Here is a 14,942-nt window from a genome sequence, read left to right as displayed (position 1 = left end):
GCCCCCTTATGCTACTTGGCTGTTACGATGATTAAGCAACGTAGAAAAATATACATCTTCTAGGTTTGCACTGCTGAGCTCAAAACCTTCAGGGGCTTCATTGGCTAATACATGTAATATGGTTTGCCCAGCAAATAAGCGTTTTGAAATAACAGGCAGTTGCGGCTCAAGCTCTAGTGCTTCTTCTTGGCTCATGGCTTTGCGCCAAATTTGGCCTTGGAGTTTATCGGTAAGGGCAATGGGGTTACCCTCTAATAGTATTTTTCCGCCTGCCAGTACGGCCATGTTTGGGCAAAGCTCTGCCACATCTTCAACAATGTGGGTCGATAATATAACGACTTTTTGCTCGCCTAAGCTTACTAGCAAGTTATGAAAACGATTTCGCTCTTCAGGGTCTAACCCTGCTGTTGGTTCATCAACAATTAGTAAATCAGGGTCACCTAGTAAGGCTTGTGCAATACCAAAACGCTGGCGCATACCGCCCGAAAAGCCACTTACCGCTTTTGAGCGATGTTGATATAAATTAGTATGTGCAAGCAAGCCTTCTACCGACTCTTTACGCTCGCCTTTATTATGAATGCCCTTTAAAACAGCCATATGGTCTAGCAAGTCGTAAGCACTAACACGTGGGTATACACCAAAATCTTGCGGTAGGTAACCTAAACGTTGGCGCAGAGCCTGTGGGTCTTTAAAAACATTAATACCATCAAAAGTAATTGAACCCGAATCGGCAGATTGCAACGTAGAAATAGTACGCATTAGTGATGATTTACCGGCCCCATTTGGCCCAAGCAGCCCAAACATTCCTTTTCCTATAGATAAATCAACACCTTGTAGTGCATGTACGCCATTATCGTAGGTTTTAGATAACCCTGTTATTGATAGCATTTTTACTTCCTTGAATTTTAATAGTTTTTTTATTGCGCTTTTTATATCACATTAAAAAAAGGAACATAAGTTACGCAGCGGTTAATTTTGTAACAATAAATAAACACAATAGGTAATAATACTTGCCTCGCATTTATTCAGTCGGTATAAAAACCACACACACACTTTATAAGAAGCGTAAAGCCATGCAAAAACATCAAAGCCAACCACTAAACGACTTTATAGAATACCCTCACGATGAAATGCTAAAACGCGCAACCGAATTTTTACAAACCAGCCAGCGCCGCCATAGTATTCGCAGCTTTAGCGACCGACCTGTGCCTAAAAATATAATTGAAGCCTGTATAAAAGCAGCAGGTACCGCGCCAAGTGGAGCGAATCATCAACCGTGGCATTTTGTAGCTATAAACAGTAGCGATGTAAAAAAACAAATAAGAGAGGCCGCCGAAAAACTAGAGCGCTCTTTTTATGAAGGCAGAGCAGGAGAAGAGTGGCTTGATGCGCTAAAACCATTAGGTACCGACGCCAATAAACCCTATTTAGAGCATGCGCCTTGGCTTATTGCAGTGTTTAGTCAAAAAAAAGGCGGTGTGAATACGGATGATAAAAACACCAATTATTATGTGCACGAATCAGTAGGGCTGGCTACTGGGTTTTTAATACAAGCCCTGCACCGCTGTGGCTTAGCTACGCTTACCCATACACCTAAACCAATGAGTTTTTTAACCGACATTTGTAAGCGCGACAAAGACAACGAACGTCCTTACATGTTACTTATTGCGGGCTACCCAAGTGACGATGCAACTGTACCTGTCCATGCACTTGATAAAAAGTCGCTTGATGAGATTGCCACTTTTATTTAAAGCAAATTACTCAGCCGTACTTTGCTTACAAAACCATTCGTAAAGTAACGTAATAATCGACTCAACCTTTGGGTCGATTAACGAATAATAAATTGTGTGTCCCTCACGGCGAGTTGCCACTAGCTGGGCTTTACGTAAACTCGCCAAATGCTGAGACAAAGCAGACTGCGCCAACGGAACATTTTGATTTAACTCACCCACACTTTGTTCACCTTGCAATAAACTACATAAAATCATTAAACGGTTTTTATTTGCCATTAATTTTAAAAATTGCTCTGCCTGCTGAGCGTTTTCTGCAAGTTGTTCAATATTCATAGTGATACTTAATTATTTTGCGTGTTTTAATTATAGACTTTTACATTAGTAAGTTCTAATATAATTAACATTAGAAAAAGCTAATATTAAGGTCAATTCATGAAAATAAGTGACGCCATACTCTTAATTGGCGGAAGTGCCGTTACAATTTCTGTGCTTTTAAGCTACTTTGTTGATAGTAACTTTCAATTTTTAACGTTATTTATTGGTATTAACTTAGTGCAATCCGCCTACACTAAATGGTGCCCATTAATGACTTTTTTGCGCAAAAGAGGATTTACAGACTAATGCTTACTTCAATTCCTGATTTACTAAAAATTATCACACCTAACCAACGCCGTATTGATGCAGCGCAAGCAAAGCAAGAGCTAGAACAAAATAAAGGTTTACTTATTGATGTACGCGAACCCGCTGAGCATGCCAATGTAGCTGCGGTAGGGGCAATAAATATTCCACGCGGATTACTCGAAATGAAGCTAATGGAAATAGAAAAAGACGCTGCACGCCCTATTTACTTACATTGTGCCAGCGGTGCCCGCGCCACTTTAGGTGCAGAAGCGCTAACCCGCGTAGGCTACGAAAACGTTACCGTTATTACGTGTAATGCAACGCAAGTAAGTGAAGTTTTTTAATTGCTTCACAAAAAAGTAACCTAAATTGCCTACACTTTGCTTTTTACACTTTACAGGTACAAAGCAATGGCATTTACACGGAGAAGTTTTTTAAAAGCATCGGCAGCAGGATTTGGCGCTGCCGTATTATCACTTGGTTTAACAGGCTGTCGTTTTGACGATGATGACGACACTCCCGTTAGCTTTGACCACGGCGTTGCCAGCGGCGACCCGCTAAGCGATAGCTTAATTATTTGGACCCGTGTAACCCCACTCGATGTAACAACTAAATCGTTAAAAGTACAATGGCAAGCCGCCACCGACCAAAGCTTTACAAATATTGTTCACGATGGTGAAACACATATCAGTGATACCACCGACTTTACTCTTAAAGTTGATTTACAAGGGCTTGATGCCAACACAGTTTATTACTATCGCTTTAATGCACACGGAAAAACCTCCCCTATCGGACAAGGTAAAACGCTTCCTGTCGGTGCGGTTGATCAGGTGAAATTAGCCGTTGTATCGTGCGCAAATTATCCTGCCGGGTATTTCCATGTGTATGGCGAAATTGCTAAGCAAAGCGATTTAGATGCGGTACTGCACTTAGGTGATTACATATACGAATACAGCAATACGGGTTATGCAAGCGAAGACGCCGCACAGTTAGACCGACTGCTACCATTAGATAATAGCAGCGAAATTATCGCACTGACCGATTATAGAAAACGCTATGCAAATTATCGCCTCGATGCCGACTTACAAGCAGCCCATAGCCACTGTGCATTTATAACAGTGTGGGACGACCACGAAATCACCAACGACACATGGCGCGAAGGCGCAGAAAATCATAACGAAGGTGAAGGCGAATTTAGCCAACGTAAACTCAATGCACTACAAGCCTACTTTGAGTGGATGCCAATTCGTAATGTAGCCGACAAAGAACGTATTTACCGACGCTTTGAGTTTGGTAATTTAGTCTCTTTATACATGCTAGATACCCGTGTATTAGCCCGTGATGAGCAGCTTAACTATAGTGATTTTGACCTTACCTCCCCTGCAGGGCAAAGCGCATTTGCTGCAGCAATAGGCGCAACAGACCGTGCATTATTAGGCAGCGAACAACTTACATGGCTTAGCGATGCAATCACTACCTCAAGCACACAGTGGCAAGTGTTAGGGCAACAAGTGCTAATGACAAAAATGCACTTACCAGTAGAGGTCATGTTACTACTTGCTAGCTTACAAAGTGCTCAGGCAAACGGAGGCGATCCAAGTGAATTGCTCGCACAGGCCAATGTATTATTTGCAGAGCTGGCGCAAATTAAAGGCCGTGTATTAGCGGGCGACCCAAGTGTAACCGAGGCAGAGCTTGCCCGTGTTCAAACCACCATACCGTATAACCTTGATGCGTGGGATGGCTACGCCTACGAGCGAGAAGTATTATTAGGCACCGCTATTGCAGCACAAAAAAACTTAGTAGTTTTAGCCGGAGATACTCATAACGGCTGGGCGGGCCAGCTTAAAACTGATGCCAGTAACCCTATTGCAGCCTCACAAAATGCTGGGGTGGAATTTGCAACGGCATCGGTTTCATCACCAGGGCTTGAAGAATATTTAGCGCTAAACACACAAGATGCGCAAACCGTAGCGCAAATAGAGCAAGTAATTGCCTTATTAGTTGATGACCTTGCTTATAATAATTTAGTGGAGCGCGGCTATTTAACCATTACATTTACACCTGCAAAAGCCAGTGCTAAGTGGAATTATATAAGTACAATTAAAGCGCGCGAATATCAGGTTGTTGAAAGCCGTACCAAAGAGCTAAGTATGCTGGCAGGTCAGGCTCAATTACAAAACGCTTAACGCTTCGCCTCTAAAGCTGCCAAACGCGTATCTATGCGCTCTACTACCTCAACTAAGCGAGCAAGTAATGCTTGGTTGAGGTGATCTTCAGCAAGCTCCTGTGTTTTAGGGGCTTGCGCAGCTAAGTTATCTTTTTGCTCAAGTATGGCTTCTCTAAACTCACTGGCATTTTCAACACCAAGTAATGACACTAATGCGCCATGACCCGACTGCCCTGCAGTTTCAAAGCTTAACCGGTATAACCCAAAAAAGCGCATAAGCGGCCCTTGGTTCAGCCCCACATCGGTTATTTTTTCAAGCGGTATAGATTTTTCTTCTTTAAATAAAATGCCGCGTTTAACCACCAGCTTTTGCGTGAGTAATTGCGCCGACATAGCGGCCAAAATTTTACCTGCCACCAGCCATACAACAAATAACACCACAGGTATAAGTGGAATGGTTACTAATGCAACGGCACTAAAAAAGCATGCCATGGTCATCCAGTATTGCTTCACTTTGGGATCAAAGCTGGCACTTTTTAAGATAGGGTTATTCATTGGTTTATCCTCATTCCCATTTTATTAATCTAATCAAACGTATGCCTTTATTCACTTATGTGATCAACGTCTTCAATGCAATTTAGCCACTTACATTCAGATAAACTTTCATACACTCTCTTACAAACGCCAATCAAAAATATAGCTACACTAAAGCCTAATAGCGTTGCGGCACACTTTACTTATCGCAAACAATTTTCACTTTTTACTTAACACCAAGGCTCCTATGAACACTTATATACAAAACTCACTACGGTTATTAGTTGGCACACTTGCACTTGGCAGTATTACTGCTCAAGCTGAGTCGCAGTTTTCATTAGGGGGCGGTGTCATTTCTACCAGCTCACCTTATGCAGGTACCGACAGTGAAACGCTATTTTTACCTATCATTACTTACGAAGGCGAAAGGCTTAGTTTTAAAGGTTTGTCGCTTGATTATAAATTAGTGGAGCAGCAAGGTTTTAACTGGTCATTAGTTTTAGAGCCAGGCGATAACTTTAATACCTCAGATTCAGACCTTGCAGCCATAAAAGCCTTAGACGATAGAAAGCTATCACTCTACGCAGGCACGCAGGTTAGCTACACTGCAAGCTTTGGTAAAATAAGCGCCAGTGCTACCCATGATGTAATAGGCCACGGCGATGGCGCTAAATTTAAAAGCAATTACAGTTACCCTATTAAATTATCTAAACAACTAATGCTCATTCCTTCTGTGGGTGTTGAGCTAAATAGCAGTGATGTATCTAACTATTATTATGGTGTAGCACAGGGCGAATCTACCACCTATGCGCCTTACGAACTTAGTTCTACGGTTAACTACAATGCGGGTTTATTTTTAATGTATTACATTAATAAAAACTGGAACGTAAATGCCATGGTTAACTATAAGCAGCTCGATTCTGATATTGAAGACTCACCCATTATTGATACCGATAACACCACGACTGTGATGATGTCGGTTAACTATCGTTTTTAATCCCCCCTTTGTTAGGCATTAATTAAGCATTAAAAAAGCCGAGCATACAGGGCTATGCTCGGCTTAGGTTTGGGAAAATATAACTGCTACTGCTTATTAATAAGTATGCTTACATTTTCTCTATCTGGGCCTATTACATTAAACGTGTAGGTACCTTGTTCGGTAATATTCAGTGCTATGTTGGCGCCTACCGCTTCAAGTGGTGTTAGTTCATCAATTACCACTACCGGCGTATCGCCTGCTCCACCGTAATCCACTGTGCTCCAATCTTCAGACGCTACTTTAAATTCGTAGTCGCCTACCTCTAATTCAATAGAAGCAGAGTAAATTGCATCACCCTCGTACATAAGCGGGTTATCGGTACTCCAGTCATTTAAGCTGCCGCGAATAAACACCGGTGTTTGTGCAAACATTTCGCCGTTGAGCACTTTTAGCGTTACGTTATTTAAATCACTGGCGTCAAATATAAACTGGTATTCACCTTGCTCGGCAATGTCTATAGTCATATTCGCGCCCGCAACCGACAACTGCTCAGCGGTGCCAACCATTACACTGGCATCTCCCTCAGCCGAGCCATAATCAACCGTGCTCCAATCTTCTGACGCTACTTTAAATTCATAGCTTGCAGCGCTCAGTGTTTTAGTAAAGGTGTAAATGCCTTTACCTTTATAACTTAGCTCATCGGTTACTCCCCAGTCATTAAGCGTACCGCGCACATAAATAGCCGTGCCTACAAATGGCTCTTCGTTATATAAAGTAAGCGTTGGATTTTCTGGGTTTGAAGCATCAAGCGAAAATACATAGGTTGCATCAATGGCAGCGCTGAAGGTCATGTTTGCACCTGAGCGCGTTAATGGCTCACTTTGATTTTCAACTACATCTTTATCAGCGTCAGTAAGCGCACCAAAATCAACTGTAGACCAATCTTCTGAGGCAATTTTAAATTCGTAGTCGCCAGCGCTTAGCGCAATTGCTATACGGTATTCACCCTCGCCAATATATTCAAATGCATCGCGTGTGCCCCAGTCGTTTAAAGTTCCGCGCACAAACACTGCGGTGCTGCCATAAGGTACTACATCAGGCGCACCTACGGTCGCATTTGCACTTAAACCAACACCTTGGCTCTCACCTTGGTTTTTAGTAAAAACAGCTAGTGTGTAGGGCGGTACAGTAAATGTGCCTTCGTTATCGCCTTGGGCAAAATTGGCGCTGGCCATGCTTGCATCAACACTGTTTTTTAATACGTCGTGTAATTCAAAACCCGCTGCAGTGGCAATAGTATGGCTAAGGGTTTGCTCGGTTGCGTTAATCATCACTACAAGCGCGTCAAATGCTGGGTCTAAGTCTGTGAGTCCTTCGCCATCATCAATGCTCATTACAATTAAGCCATGTTGCTGCGCTTTACCTACGTTATGAAAACCCACTCGCTCAATGACATCTTGCTCTGTGGTTAATCTAAATAGTGGGCTGCTGCTACGTATTTGTAAAAACTCGTTAAATACATCACCTGCATAAGCTATGTCTTGCGGCATTGCCTGTGCATCTAGATTAGCAGAGATAGGCATAATTTCAGACCATTTTTCTTGGTTCTTCTCTGCGTTTGGTAAACCAATGTTCCAGTTATTATTCTCTTTGGTTAAATCAACAGCATTAAACCAATCACCGGCATTATAGCTATCACGATCCATTGACTTAGAACGCAGTAAATCAGCGCCTAATTGCATAAAAGGAATGCCTTGGCTCATAAGTGGAATAGACAATGCCATGTTGTGCGCGCGCACACGTTGCTCAATACTCATGCTTGATGCATGTTTGTATTGCAACTGATCCCACAGTGTTTCGTTATCGTGTTTTGATACGTAATGAATGCTATCTGCTGGGTCTAGTGCATACGCCGTTGGCTGAGTATTCCAAGTAAAGCTATTACCTTTAGATGAATTACCTTTAAAGTCTTTTAAAATGTAATTTTGTAAGTTGCCCGCCAGCGATAACCGTAACGTGTCTTGTTCGGCTAGGTTGCCATCTGTCGGGTTATTGCTAAACATTGCACCACCACGCACGGCTTCACGAATACGGTCGTTAAATGTACCCACCTCTGAGCCTGCCATATCAGCCTGTTTAGCTTGTGTGAATAAACGATTGTTAGCTACTTCACCAAAATCCCAGCCTTCACCGTAAAAATAGTTATCAGGGTCAACTGCCTGCACGGCTTCACGCGCAGCTAATATTGATGATTTAGGCATATGCCCCATAACATCAAATCTAAAACTGTCGTAGCCAAATTCACGCGCTAAAATAACCAATGAATCAGTAACAAACTTATCCATCATTACATGCTCTGTAGCTGTATTTTCACAACACGTTGAGCGCTCTATTTCACCACTTACTTCGTTATAGCGATGATAGTAACCCGGTACTAGCTTATCAAATACCGACTTGTCCCAAATACCCGACGACGTTGTATGGTTATAAACCACATCCAGTACAACACGAAGTCCTACTTCTTGCAGTGATTGCACCATGGCGCGGGTTTCTTTAACGCGGGCAATGCCCTCTGGGCTTGAGGCATACGAGCCTTCAGGCGCTATAAAGTAATGCGGGTCGTAACCCCAGTTAAAGCCGTCTAAATCACGCATCGCACTGGCTAATGCTTGTGCATCATCTGAGCCAGGGAGGTAACTTTGCATAATATCGACAATGGTGCTGTTTTTATCTTCGATTTTACATGCATCAGCTTCATCGTTAATACGCTCACATAATTTACCTAAGGTGTCTGTAATTTCCACACGCTGTGAGGCATCCTCTTCAATGGTGCCAATATCAGTCACTGGCAGTAAATGAAAGTGTGTTAAGCCTTTATCTGCTAATTGCTTAAGGTGCTGCATTGGCACGCTTTCAAGTTCAGTGAATGCAAGGTATTTACCACGGTTTGCTTCGCTTACTGACTGATCACGCACACTAAAATCACGTACATGGCCTTCATAAATAACCGCATCTTCTGGGTTAGTAATAGTAGGCACGATACGCTCATCCCAGCCTTCTGGTTTAGTGTCATCATCGGCTAAATTAATCAGCTGGCTGTATAAACCATTGGTAGATACATTGAGTGAGTAAGGGTCTGTACTCCAAAGCGACTCTATTTGCTGAGTCAGTGGGTGGTAAACATCAAAATTAAAGCGGTAGTAGTGGCGGTCGTATTGCATATCTAAACTTGCTTGCCAAATACCTGTCTGTGTATTTAATGTCATTGGTATAGAGTGCACTTGTGTTTTTGCATCATCAAACACGTTTAGCACCATGTTATTAGCAGTGGGTGCCCACACAGTTACATCAATCGCGTTATTGCCATAAGTTACGCCAAGTACAGCTTCGTTAGCGTCGTCTTCGCCTTGTGTGTAAAGGGCATCGAGTGCTTTAGCGGTTTGCACATAGCTTGCTTCTAGCAGCTTACCTTCACTATCGTAACCGGCAATAACAAGCTGCGATTTTATAAGCGCTTTAGCCGTGTTTGTATCCCAACTTCCTTCGTATGCGTTCCAAGTGGTTAAATGCGGTACTTTTGCCGCTTGCTCATCAGTTAAACTGCTTGATTGCAGCGTAACAGTATCGCCGTTTAAACCAGTATCAATATCCACTTCAAGCTCAGCCGTAGCTGATGAATGCAACTTAATTAGGCTTGTAAGCTCGTTACTTGGTTTATACAAAATAGTATTTAAATCAATCCAATGCGCTGAAGCACCTGTTATAGCAACTGCGCGTTCGCCCAAACTTAAAATAGGGTATTCAAACACTGAAGGCTCACCATGAATGGTAAAGTTCATACGTTGAAAGGTTTCATCATCTTGCATCAGCGGCATGGTTAAATCCACATCACCAAACGCTTTACCCGTGCCTTCTGTACCAATATGAATAATAAAATTGGCACATTCGTTATAACCCTCTTTAAGGTTAATTATCCAATACGCACCGTAGTTAGGGTCAATACCATCGTATTCATGGCCGTTAGCCCAATCGCTGGTATCAAATGGCGGTGCATAAGCATCGCATACTTCGTTATTCCACGAATGTAATCGGTAGCCTTCGTAGTTATCATCGGCTAGGCGGTTATAAAATAAAACCGCCTCTCCTTCCCCTGCAAATACCACAGGGTCTGGCAGGGTTGGGTCGGCGCCAACCACACAGCTTTCGTTATTTTCATCAGGTACTGTCGGTGCAGGGCACGATATAGGTTCGGGATCGACACATTGTGTCCCCGCTTCATTAGGCACTTGTGGCACATTACAGGTAAGTAATGGTTCACCAGATTCAACATCATCTGTTCCACCACATCCTGCTAATATCATTAACCCTAAGGCTATTAGCAAATATTTAGACATAGTTATAATTTTCATTTTTAAACGCTCCGTTTGCTAATTAATGACTGTATGTAAAACCAAGATAAAACTGACGACCAAAGTACTGAGTCGTCCCTGTTCGCTGCTCTGAGCCAAAGTAGCTTTGGGTTGGTTCATCGGTTAAGTTATTAACTTGCAAAAGCATGGTGAGTGAATCGCTAAAGCGATAAGACGTTTGAAAATCGATGACTGTTTCAGTATCAAAATTAACCACTTGTTCGTTAATGGCAACCTGCTCTGATACAAACTCATCGCGGTAACGTACATTAAGGCGGGTTTCAAAATCGTCTAAAGCATAAAACACCGTGGCATTAAGCACGTTATTAGACAGCCCAGGTAAAGATTGCGCTAATGTATCGCCCCCTAAACTGGTAATCGATTCAATTTCACTTTCGGTGTATGAGTAACTTGCATTAGCGCCTAAGCCATTAAATGGCGAAGGTAAAAAGCTAAACACTTGCGTATAGGCAAGCTCTAGCCCTCTAATGTAGCCACCTTCACCGTTATTAACTGCCGTGGTGTAAATACCGTTAGTTGTGGCAACTTGCTCGCTACTGACAGGGTCTTCTATAAAGTCAGGGACATTAAAGCCATTGCCTTTAAAGTCGAAGTTTTCGATTGATAAGATTTCAACAAACGAGTCTATATTTTTATAAAATAACGCCGCAGCGACAGTGCCGTTACCTTCTTCAAAATAATATTCGTAAGATAAGTCGTACTGGTCAGCATAGAAGGGTTTTAAAAATGGGTTGTTATTACTTGAACCGTTAATAACACCATCATCACTTACGTTTGCGCTGGCATCGCCCGCTAAGCGGTTAATTGGCGCACGCGACATTACTTTAGCCGCAGCAAAGCGTACAAGTGAATTGTCGTTAAGTTGCAGGTTTAAATTTAATGATGGTAAGTAGTCGGTGTATTTAGTGCCTAATACATTAGGTGCGTATAAATTATTTACAATGCCGTTCTCATCAACAATATTTTGTGCACCTAAGCGCGCATCGCCTGCTACGTTTTCTAGTACGGTTGCCGATTGGTCGGTTTCAACGCGGCGCACACCCACATTACCCGATAAGTCGAGCCCAGCAATTTGCGTGTTAATGTTTACCATAACGTACGCAGCTAGCACATCTTCAAACACCGAGCCGCTTTGCAGCACTGACCACGAATAGTTAGTTGTGTAACCTTGCGCGTCGTCTACGCCATCGGCGTTGCCCCATGTTTGAACAGGCTCAGGCGTACCATCTGGAAACCATGCGTTAAGTGCTTTGTCTAAATCAATGGCTAAATACGACGGGAAGTAACTAAACTCGCCCTGCCAGTCAACCACTGACGCCATATCGTCGGTTAAACGCAAAGGGGGTTGCGTTGCTGAAAACGCCCCGTCGTTACCGTACTCAAATACCGAGCGTTTACGACTGTACTCTCTATCTGAGTAGCGCGCCCCAAACTCTACTGAGCTAAATATGTCGCTTTCTAGCTCGTATTTAAAGTCGAGCCTAAATGCAGTTACTTCATCTTCTGTTTGATCTGGGTAAATACCATATTTGCTGACCATTACACGGTCTATATCACTAAAGGCGGCCGCCTGATTAAACCCAACGTCAGGTAAATTTAAGCCGTTTAATTGATAGTTAATTGCTACGTTGTTATCAAATACTGGCGTTTCTGCATTGGCATCTTCTGCTACTAAGCTCCACAGTAAGCCATTTCTAAAATTACTTTTTGCCCGAGAAAGCGACACATCGGCATTTACGTTTAGTCTATCGGTTACCTGCCAATCGGCATTAACGCCAAAGCTGTCTACTTCGTCAAAGTCTTGGTTGTCGTCGTTCACTATTTCAACACGGGTATAACTTTGCGAAGTGCGGTTAACCGCTGCGCCTATTACGGCATTACCATCAAGCTGAGCGTTAGCATATGCAGCTGTTGGCCCGCCTAATTTAACCCTCAGACCGCGAGCAAATGACTCTTTATCAAAGCGCGATAAAAACGCATCACCTTTTAATTTAAAGTTATCTACCGGCGCCCACTCTATAGCTGCTAAATAACCATTACGGGTTTCTTCGCCGCCTAAATGCTGTAGCTCAAAGCCTTCGCTAATGTATTCGTTTTCTGGATTAGCTAAAGGGCCATTGGTGTCGTTAGCTGCGCCATCAACGTCTTTTGTGTCATTGTACGCAAGGCCAATAAACTGCGTTGCTACACTTGGCTGAAACAAACGCGCATAGCCCAGCGCTACGCCTAACGTGTCGTCTAGGTATTTGCCTTGATACGAAAAACTAATTCGGTCGCCAAATTCAGTGGCATCCGATACCTCTGAGGCGCGGTCGTTATACATACCGCGCACATTAGCTACAAATTTATGCGTTTGATCATTATTAAGTGGACTGGCGGTTTCAAGCTCTACCGTACCGGCCACGCCACCTTCAATAAGCGATGCCTTTGGCGATTTGTATACCGCCGCAGAGCTAATTAATTCTGACGGATATTGGTCAAACTCAATACTGCGGCTGCCACTTGTAGATACTTGCTCGCGGCCATTAAGTGTTGAAAATACAAACCCGCCCGACAGCCCGCGTATATTAATTTGCGCCGCTTGCCCACCCGTTCGTACCGCTGAAATACCAGGTAATCGTGTTAGTGCATCGGCCATTGAAATATCAGGCAGTGCCCCTAAATCATCGGCAGAAATTTGTTCTGACACCGTATCGCTAAAACGCTTTTGATTTAAAGATTGGATTAAACTGCGGCTAAAGCCTCGCACTTCAATAATTTCTAAATCTTCAGCTTGTGTGCTGGGTGATTGATTTGTTGAGTCTTCGTTTGCAGCCAATGCACTATTAGCGGCAAATAAAGCCAGCATAAGTGCACTTAGTTTAAACTTGTCCATGTGTGTGAACCTTTGAGTTATTGTTGTCAGGTGTTGCTGTATTGTTTAAAACACAACCAACAAATTGTAACTAAAAGGTAAAATTAATGTGATGAATACGTATGCAGGGCGTGAGGGTTAGGCTGCAGGGGCATATAGGCTCGCGCCCCTGCATCGGGAACGCGATTTAAAGGCTTAGCACCACTTTTATCGCAAGGGCAATAAATACGACTCCCAGTATTTTATCAAGCCACGGACTTTGCTTGGTAAAGCCAAAGCGATTTTTTGAAACCTCTGTCAGCAACGCCACCAGCAAATACCAGCCGGTATCAATTACAAACACGGTTAAACACATAATTATACCCACACTTAAAGTAAGTAGCTGAGGGTCAATAAACTGCGAGAACAAGGCTAAAAAGAAAATAGCGAGCTTGGGGTTCAAAAAGGCAATAGCAAAGCCATCTTGTAAAGCTTGGCCAGCACTTACTTCACTTTTTTGTACTTCAAGTTCGTTATTGCTGGGTTTTGCTAGCAATATTTTTATACCTAAATACGCCAAATAGGCTGCGCCTAAATACACCAGTATTTGATAAACAGTCGGAAACTGCATCATTAAAGCGCCTAGCCCTAATAACGATGCACCTGCGTATAACCCAACACCAGTACCATGGCTGAGCGCGGCAAGCATTCCGTTTTTCATACTGCCGTTAAGTGAGTGCTTTAAAACTACCGCTAAACTTGGCCCTGGCGACATTGCGCCCATCATACAAATAGCCGCTAGGCTTAACCATACTGTAAATGTCATTTAAAGCTCGTCAATTTCAATAAGTAATGTATAACCGTGCACTTGCCCATAAAAACCGGTTATTGGCACTGCGCTAATCACTTTCCAGCCATCTTGATTTAATTCCTGTATGCGGTCATTCAGTGCGGCTATATCTACGCCACCCAAAAAACGGGTCTTTCTAAATTCGATTACTTTTTGCATTTTAATCCTTGTGTATCTTATACCAATTCGCTTATTTAAGTGATCTTTTTTGAGGACGGAAAAACGTGTTGATAGCTAGGCAAAAAATTCGCTGTTTAGTTGTTCTAAATTAGAATTTTTTAACGCAGGTAGCGACACGTTTAGGCCCGCAAAATGATTAAGTAATATTGCGGATTGGTATTATAAGGTGTATTCAAAATCGTAGTAGTGAATCCCTTGCTCAATACGTATTTTCATACTGCCCGTTAACCCTTCTAGCTCATGAGTGCCTGAGTCGGGAATTACATTTAAAGTTAGGCTGTCTTGGCCTTTATCCATAGTACCAAAATGCTGTAATACAAAGCTGCCTTGTTTACCTTCAAGCTCGCCTATTACTTGCTCTATGGCAACATAACCGGCACTGCCTTGTGTAGGAGTCATGGCACTTAGCATTTCGCCTTGGCTGGTGGCATTTAAGCTACCTTTAAATGTTTTATCTATCGACATACGCCCTAAATTAACGCCGTTTTGGCCGCTTGCGTAGCCTTCTATTGGGGCCAGATTTACATTAAATTCTCCACTTACGGTTGCAGTAGTCATAACGTTTCCTTATTGATGCTAATGTTTAAAAGTATTGATTTTTATTATCTTAGT

Annotated in this window: 13 protein-coding genes; 5 read left to right on the top strand and 8 right to left on the bottom strand. The window is 42.8% G+C overall.

Annotated features, from left to right (window positions below):
* Nucleotides 1-6: 6 nt before the first annotated feature.
* A complete protein-coding gene (locus MTF64_RS14845; RefSeq protein WP_248451839.1) occupies nt 7-888 on the bottom strand; it encodes an ABC transporter ATP-binding protein in 882 nt (293 codons plus the stop codon).
* Between the two features lie 185 nt (nt 889-1,073).
* Here MTF64_RS14845 and MTF64_RS14840 point away from each other — a divergent pair, with 185 nt between their 5' ends.
* A complete protein-coding gene (locus MTF64_RS14840) occupies nt 1,074-1,751 on the top strand; it encodes a nitroreductase family protein (RefSeq protein WP_248451838.1) in 678 nt (225 codons plus the stop codon).
* A gap of 6 nt (nt 1,752-1,757) precedes the next feature.
* Here the strand turns inward: MTF64_RS14840 and MTF64_RS14835 are convergent, their stop codons facing one another.
* Nucleotides 1,758-2,066: a metalloregulator ArsR/SmtB family transcription factor gene (locus tag MTF64_RS14835; protein WP_024033876.1), complete on the bottom strand. Its 309-nt coding sequence runs from the start codon at nt 2,064-2,066 to the stop codon at nt 1,758-1,760.
* Between the two features lie 99 nt (nt 2,067-2,165).
* Between MTF64_RS14835 and MTF64_RS14830 the strand changes: the two genes are divergently transcribed.
* The 3 genes from MTF64_RS14830 (at nt 2,166) to MTF64_RS14820 (ending at nt 4,543) form a co-directional block, all read left to right on the top strand.
* Nucleotides 2,166-2,354, top strand: coding sequence for a DUF2892 domain-containing protein (locus MTF64_RS14830; RefSeq protein ID WP_004589221.1), 189 nt, complete (start codon nt 2,166-2,168; stop codon nt 2,352-2,354).
* The gene (locus MTF64_RS14825) at nt 2,354-2,698 is read left to right on the top strand and encodes a rhodanese-like domain-containing protein (RefSeq protein WP_004589222.1); all 345 of its coding nucleotides are present in this window, start codon (nt 2,354-2,356) and stop codon (nt 2,696-2,698) included. Before MTF64_RS14830 ends, MTF64_RS14825 begins: the two co-directional genes overlap by 1 nt.
* A 66-nt stretch (nt 2,699-2,764) precedes the next feature.
* The gene (locus MTF64_RS14820) at nt 2,765-4,543 is read left to right on the top strand and encodes an alkaline phosphatase D family protein (RefSeq protein ID WP_248451837.1); all 1,779 of its coding nucleotides are present in this window, start codon (nt 2,765-2,767) and stop codon (nt 4,541-4,543) included.
* Here MTF64_RS14820 and MTF64_RS14815 read toward each other — a convergent pair.
* Entirely contained in the window at nt 4,540-5,079 is a 540-nt protein-coding gene (locus MTF64_RS14815; RefSeq protein WP_248451836.1) for a PH domain-containing protein, read from the bottom strand. The genes MTF64_RS14820 and MTF64_RS14815 overlap by 4 nt on opposite strands.
* Before the next feature lie 226 nt (nt 5,080-5,305).
* On the opposite strand from MTF64_RS14815, the gene MTF64_RS14810 reads away from it, so the two are divergent.
* A complete protein-coding gene (locus MTF64_RS14810) occupies nt 5,306-6,055 on the top strand; it encodes a MipA/OmpV family protein (protein WP_248451835.1) in 750 nt (249 codons plus the stop codon).
* A gap of 86 nt (nt 6,056-6,141) precedes the next feature.
* Here MTF64_RS14810 and pulA read toward each other — a convergent pair whose 3' ends face one another.
* From pulA to MTF64_RS14785, 5 genes are all read right to left on the bottom strand, one after another.
* A complete protein-coding gene (gene pulA, locus MTF64_RS14805) occupies nt 6,142-10,446 on the bottom strand; it encodes a pullulanase-type alpha-1,6-glucosidase (RefSeq protein ID WP_248451834.1) in 4,305 nt (1,434 codons plus the stop codon).
* Nucleotides 10,447-10,468: 22 nt separating this feature from the next.
* A complete protein-coding gene (locus tag MTF64_RS14800; RefSeq protein WP_248451833.1) occupies nt 10,469-13,342 on the bottom strand; it encodes a TonB-dependent receptor in 2,874 nt (957 codons plus the stop codon).
* A gap of 166 nt (nt 13,343-13,508) precedes the next feature.
* Nucleotides 13,509-14,126, bottom strand: a complete 618-nt coding sequence (locus tag MTF64_RS14795; RefSeq protein WP_004589230.1) for a LysE family translocator — start codon at nt 14,124-14,126, stop codon at nt 13,509-13,511.
* Nucleotides 14,127-14,309, bottom strand: a complete 183-nt coding sequence (locus tag MTF64_RS14790; RefSeq protein ID WP_248451832.1) for a DUF4177 domain-containing protein — start codon at nt 14,307-14,309, stop codon at nt 14,127-14,129.
* Between the two features lie 180 nt (nt 14,310-14,489).
* On the bottom strand, nt 14,490-14,888 hold the full coding sequence (locus tag MTF64_RS14785) for a DUF3224 domain-containing protein (RefSeq protein ID WP_248451830.1): 399 nt from the start codon (nt 14,886-14,888) through the stop codon (nt 14,490-14,492).
* Nucleotides 14,889-14,942 lie beyond the last annotated feature (54 nt).

This window comes from Pseudoalteromonas sp. 2CM41L (assembly GCF_023161905.1).
Classification (GTDB): domain Bacteria; phylum Pseudomonadota; class Gammaproteobacteria; order Enterobacterales; family Alteromonadaceae; genus Pseudoalteromonas; species Pseudoalteromonas atlantica.
The sequence above is the reverse complement of the archived record's forward strand: the minus strand, read 5'-3'. Positions and strand labels throughout refer to the sequence as shown.

Excerpts from the sequence above, each read along its gene's own strand:
- MTF64_RS14845 (WP_248451839.1), bottom strand. The coding sequence starts at position 888 with ATGCTATCAATAACAGGGTTATCTAAAACCTACGATAATGGCGTACAT.
- MTF64_RS14840 (WP_248451838.1), top strand. The coding sequence starts at position 1,074 with ATGCAAAAACATCAAAGCCAACCACTAAACGACTTTATAGAATACCCT.
- MTF64_RS14835 (WP_024033876.1), bottom strand. The coding sequence starts at position 2,066 with ATGAATATTGAACAACTTGCAGAAAACGCTCAGCAGGCAGAGCAATTT.
- MTF64_RS14830 (WP_004589221.1), top strand. The coding sequence starts at position 2,166 with ATGAAAATAAGTGACGCCATACTCTTAATTGGCGGAAGTGCCGTTACA.
- MTF64_RS14825 (WP_004589222.1), top strand. The coding sequence starts at position 2,354 with ATGCTTACTTCAATTCCTGATTTACTAAAAATTATCACACCTAACCAA.
- MTF64_RS14820 (WP_248451837.1), top strand. The coding sequence starts at position 2,765 with ATGGCATTTACACGGAGAAGTTTTTTAAAAGCATCGGCAGCAGGATTT.
- MTF64_RS14815 (WP_248451836.1), bottom strand. The coding sequence starts at position 5,079 with ATGAATAACCCTATCTTAAAAAGTGCCAGCTTTGATCCCAAAGTGAAG.
- MTF64_RS14810 (WP_248451835.1), top strand. The coding sequence starts at position 5,306 with ATGAACACTTATATACAAAACTCACTACGGTTATTAGTTGGCACACTT.
- pulA (WP_248451834.1), bottom strand. The coding sequence starts at position 10,446 with ATGAAAATTATAACTATGTCTAAATATTTGCTAATAGCCTTAGGGTTA.
- MTF64_RS14800 (WP_248451833.1), bottom strand. The coding sequence starts at position 13,342 with ATGGACAAGTTTAAACTAAGTGCACTTATGCTGGCTTTATTTGCCGCT.
- MTF64_RS14795 (WP_004589230.1), bottom strand. The coding sequence starts at position 14,126 with ATGACATTTACAGTATGGTTAAGCCTAGCGGCTATTTGTATGATGGGC.
- MTF64_RS14790 (WP_248451832.1), bottom strand. The coding sequence starts at position 14,309 with ATGCAAAAAGTAATCGAATTTAGAAAGACCCGTTTTTTGGGTGGCGTA.
- MTF64_RS14785 (WP_248451830.1), bottom strand. The coding sequence starts at position 14,888 with ATGACTACTGCAACCGTAAGTGGAGAATTTAATGTAAATCTGGCCCCA.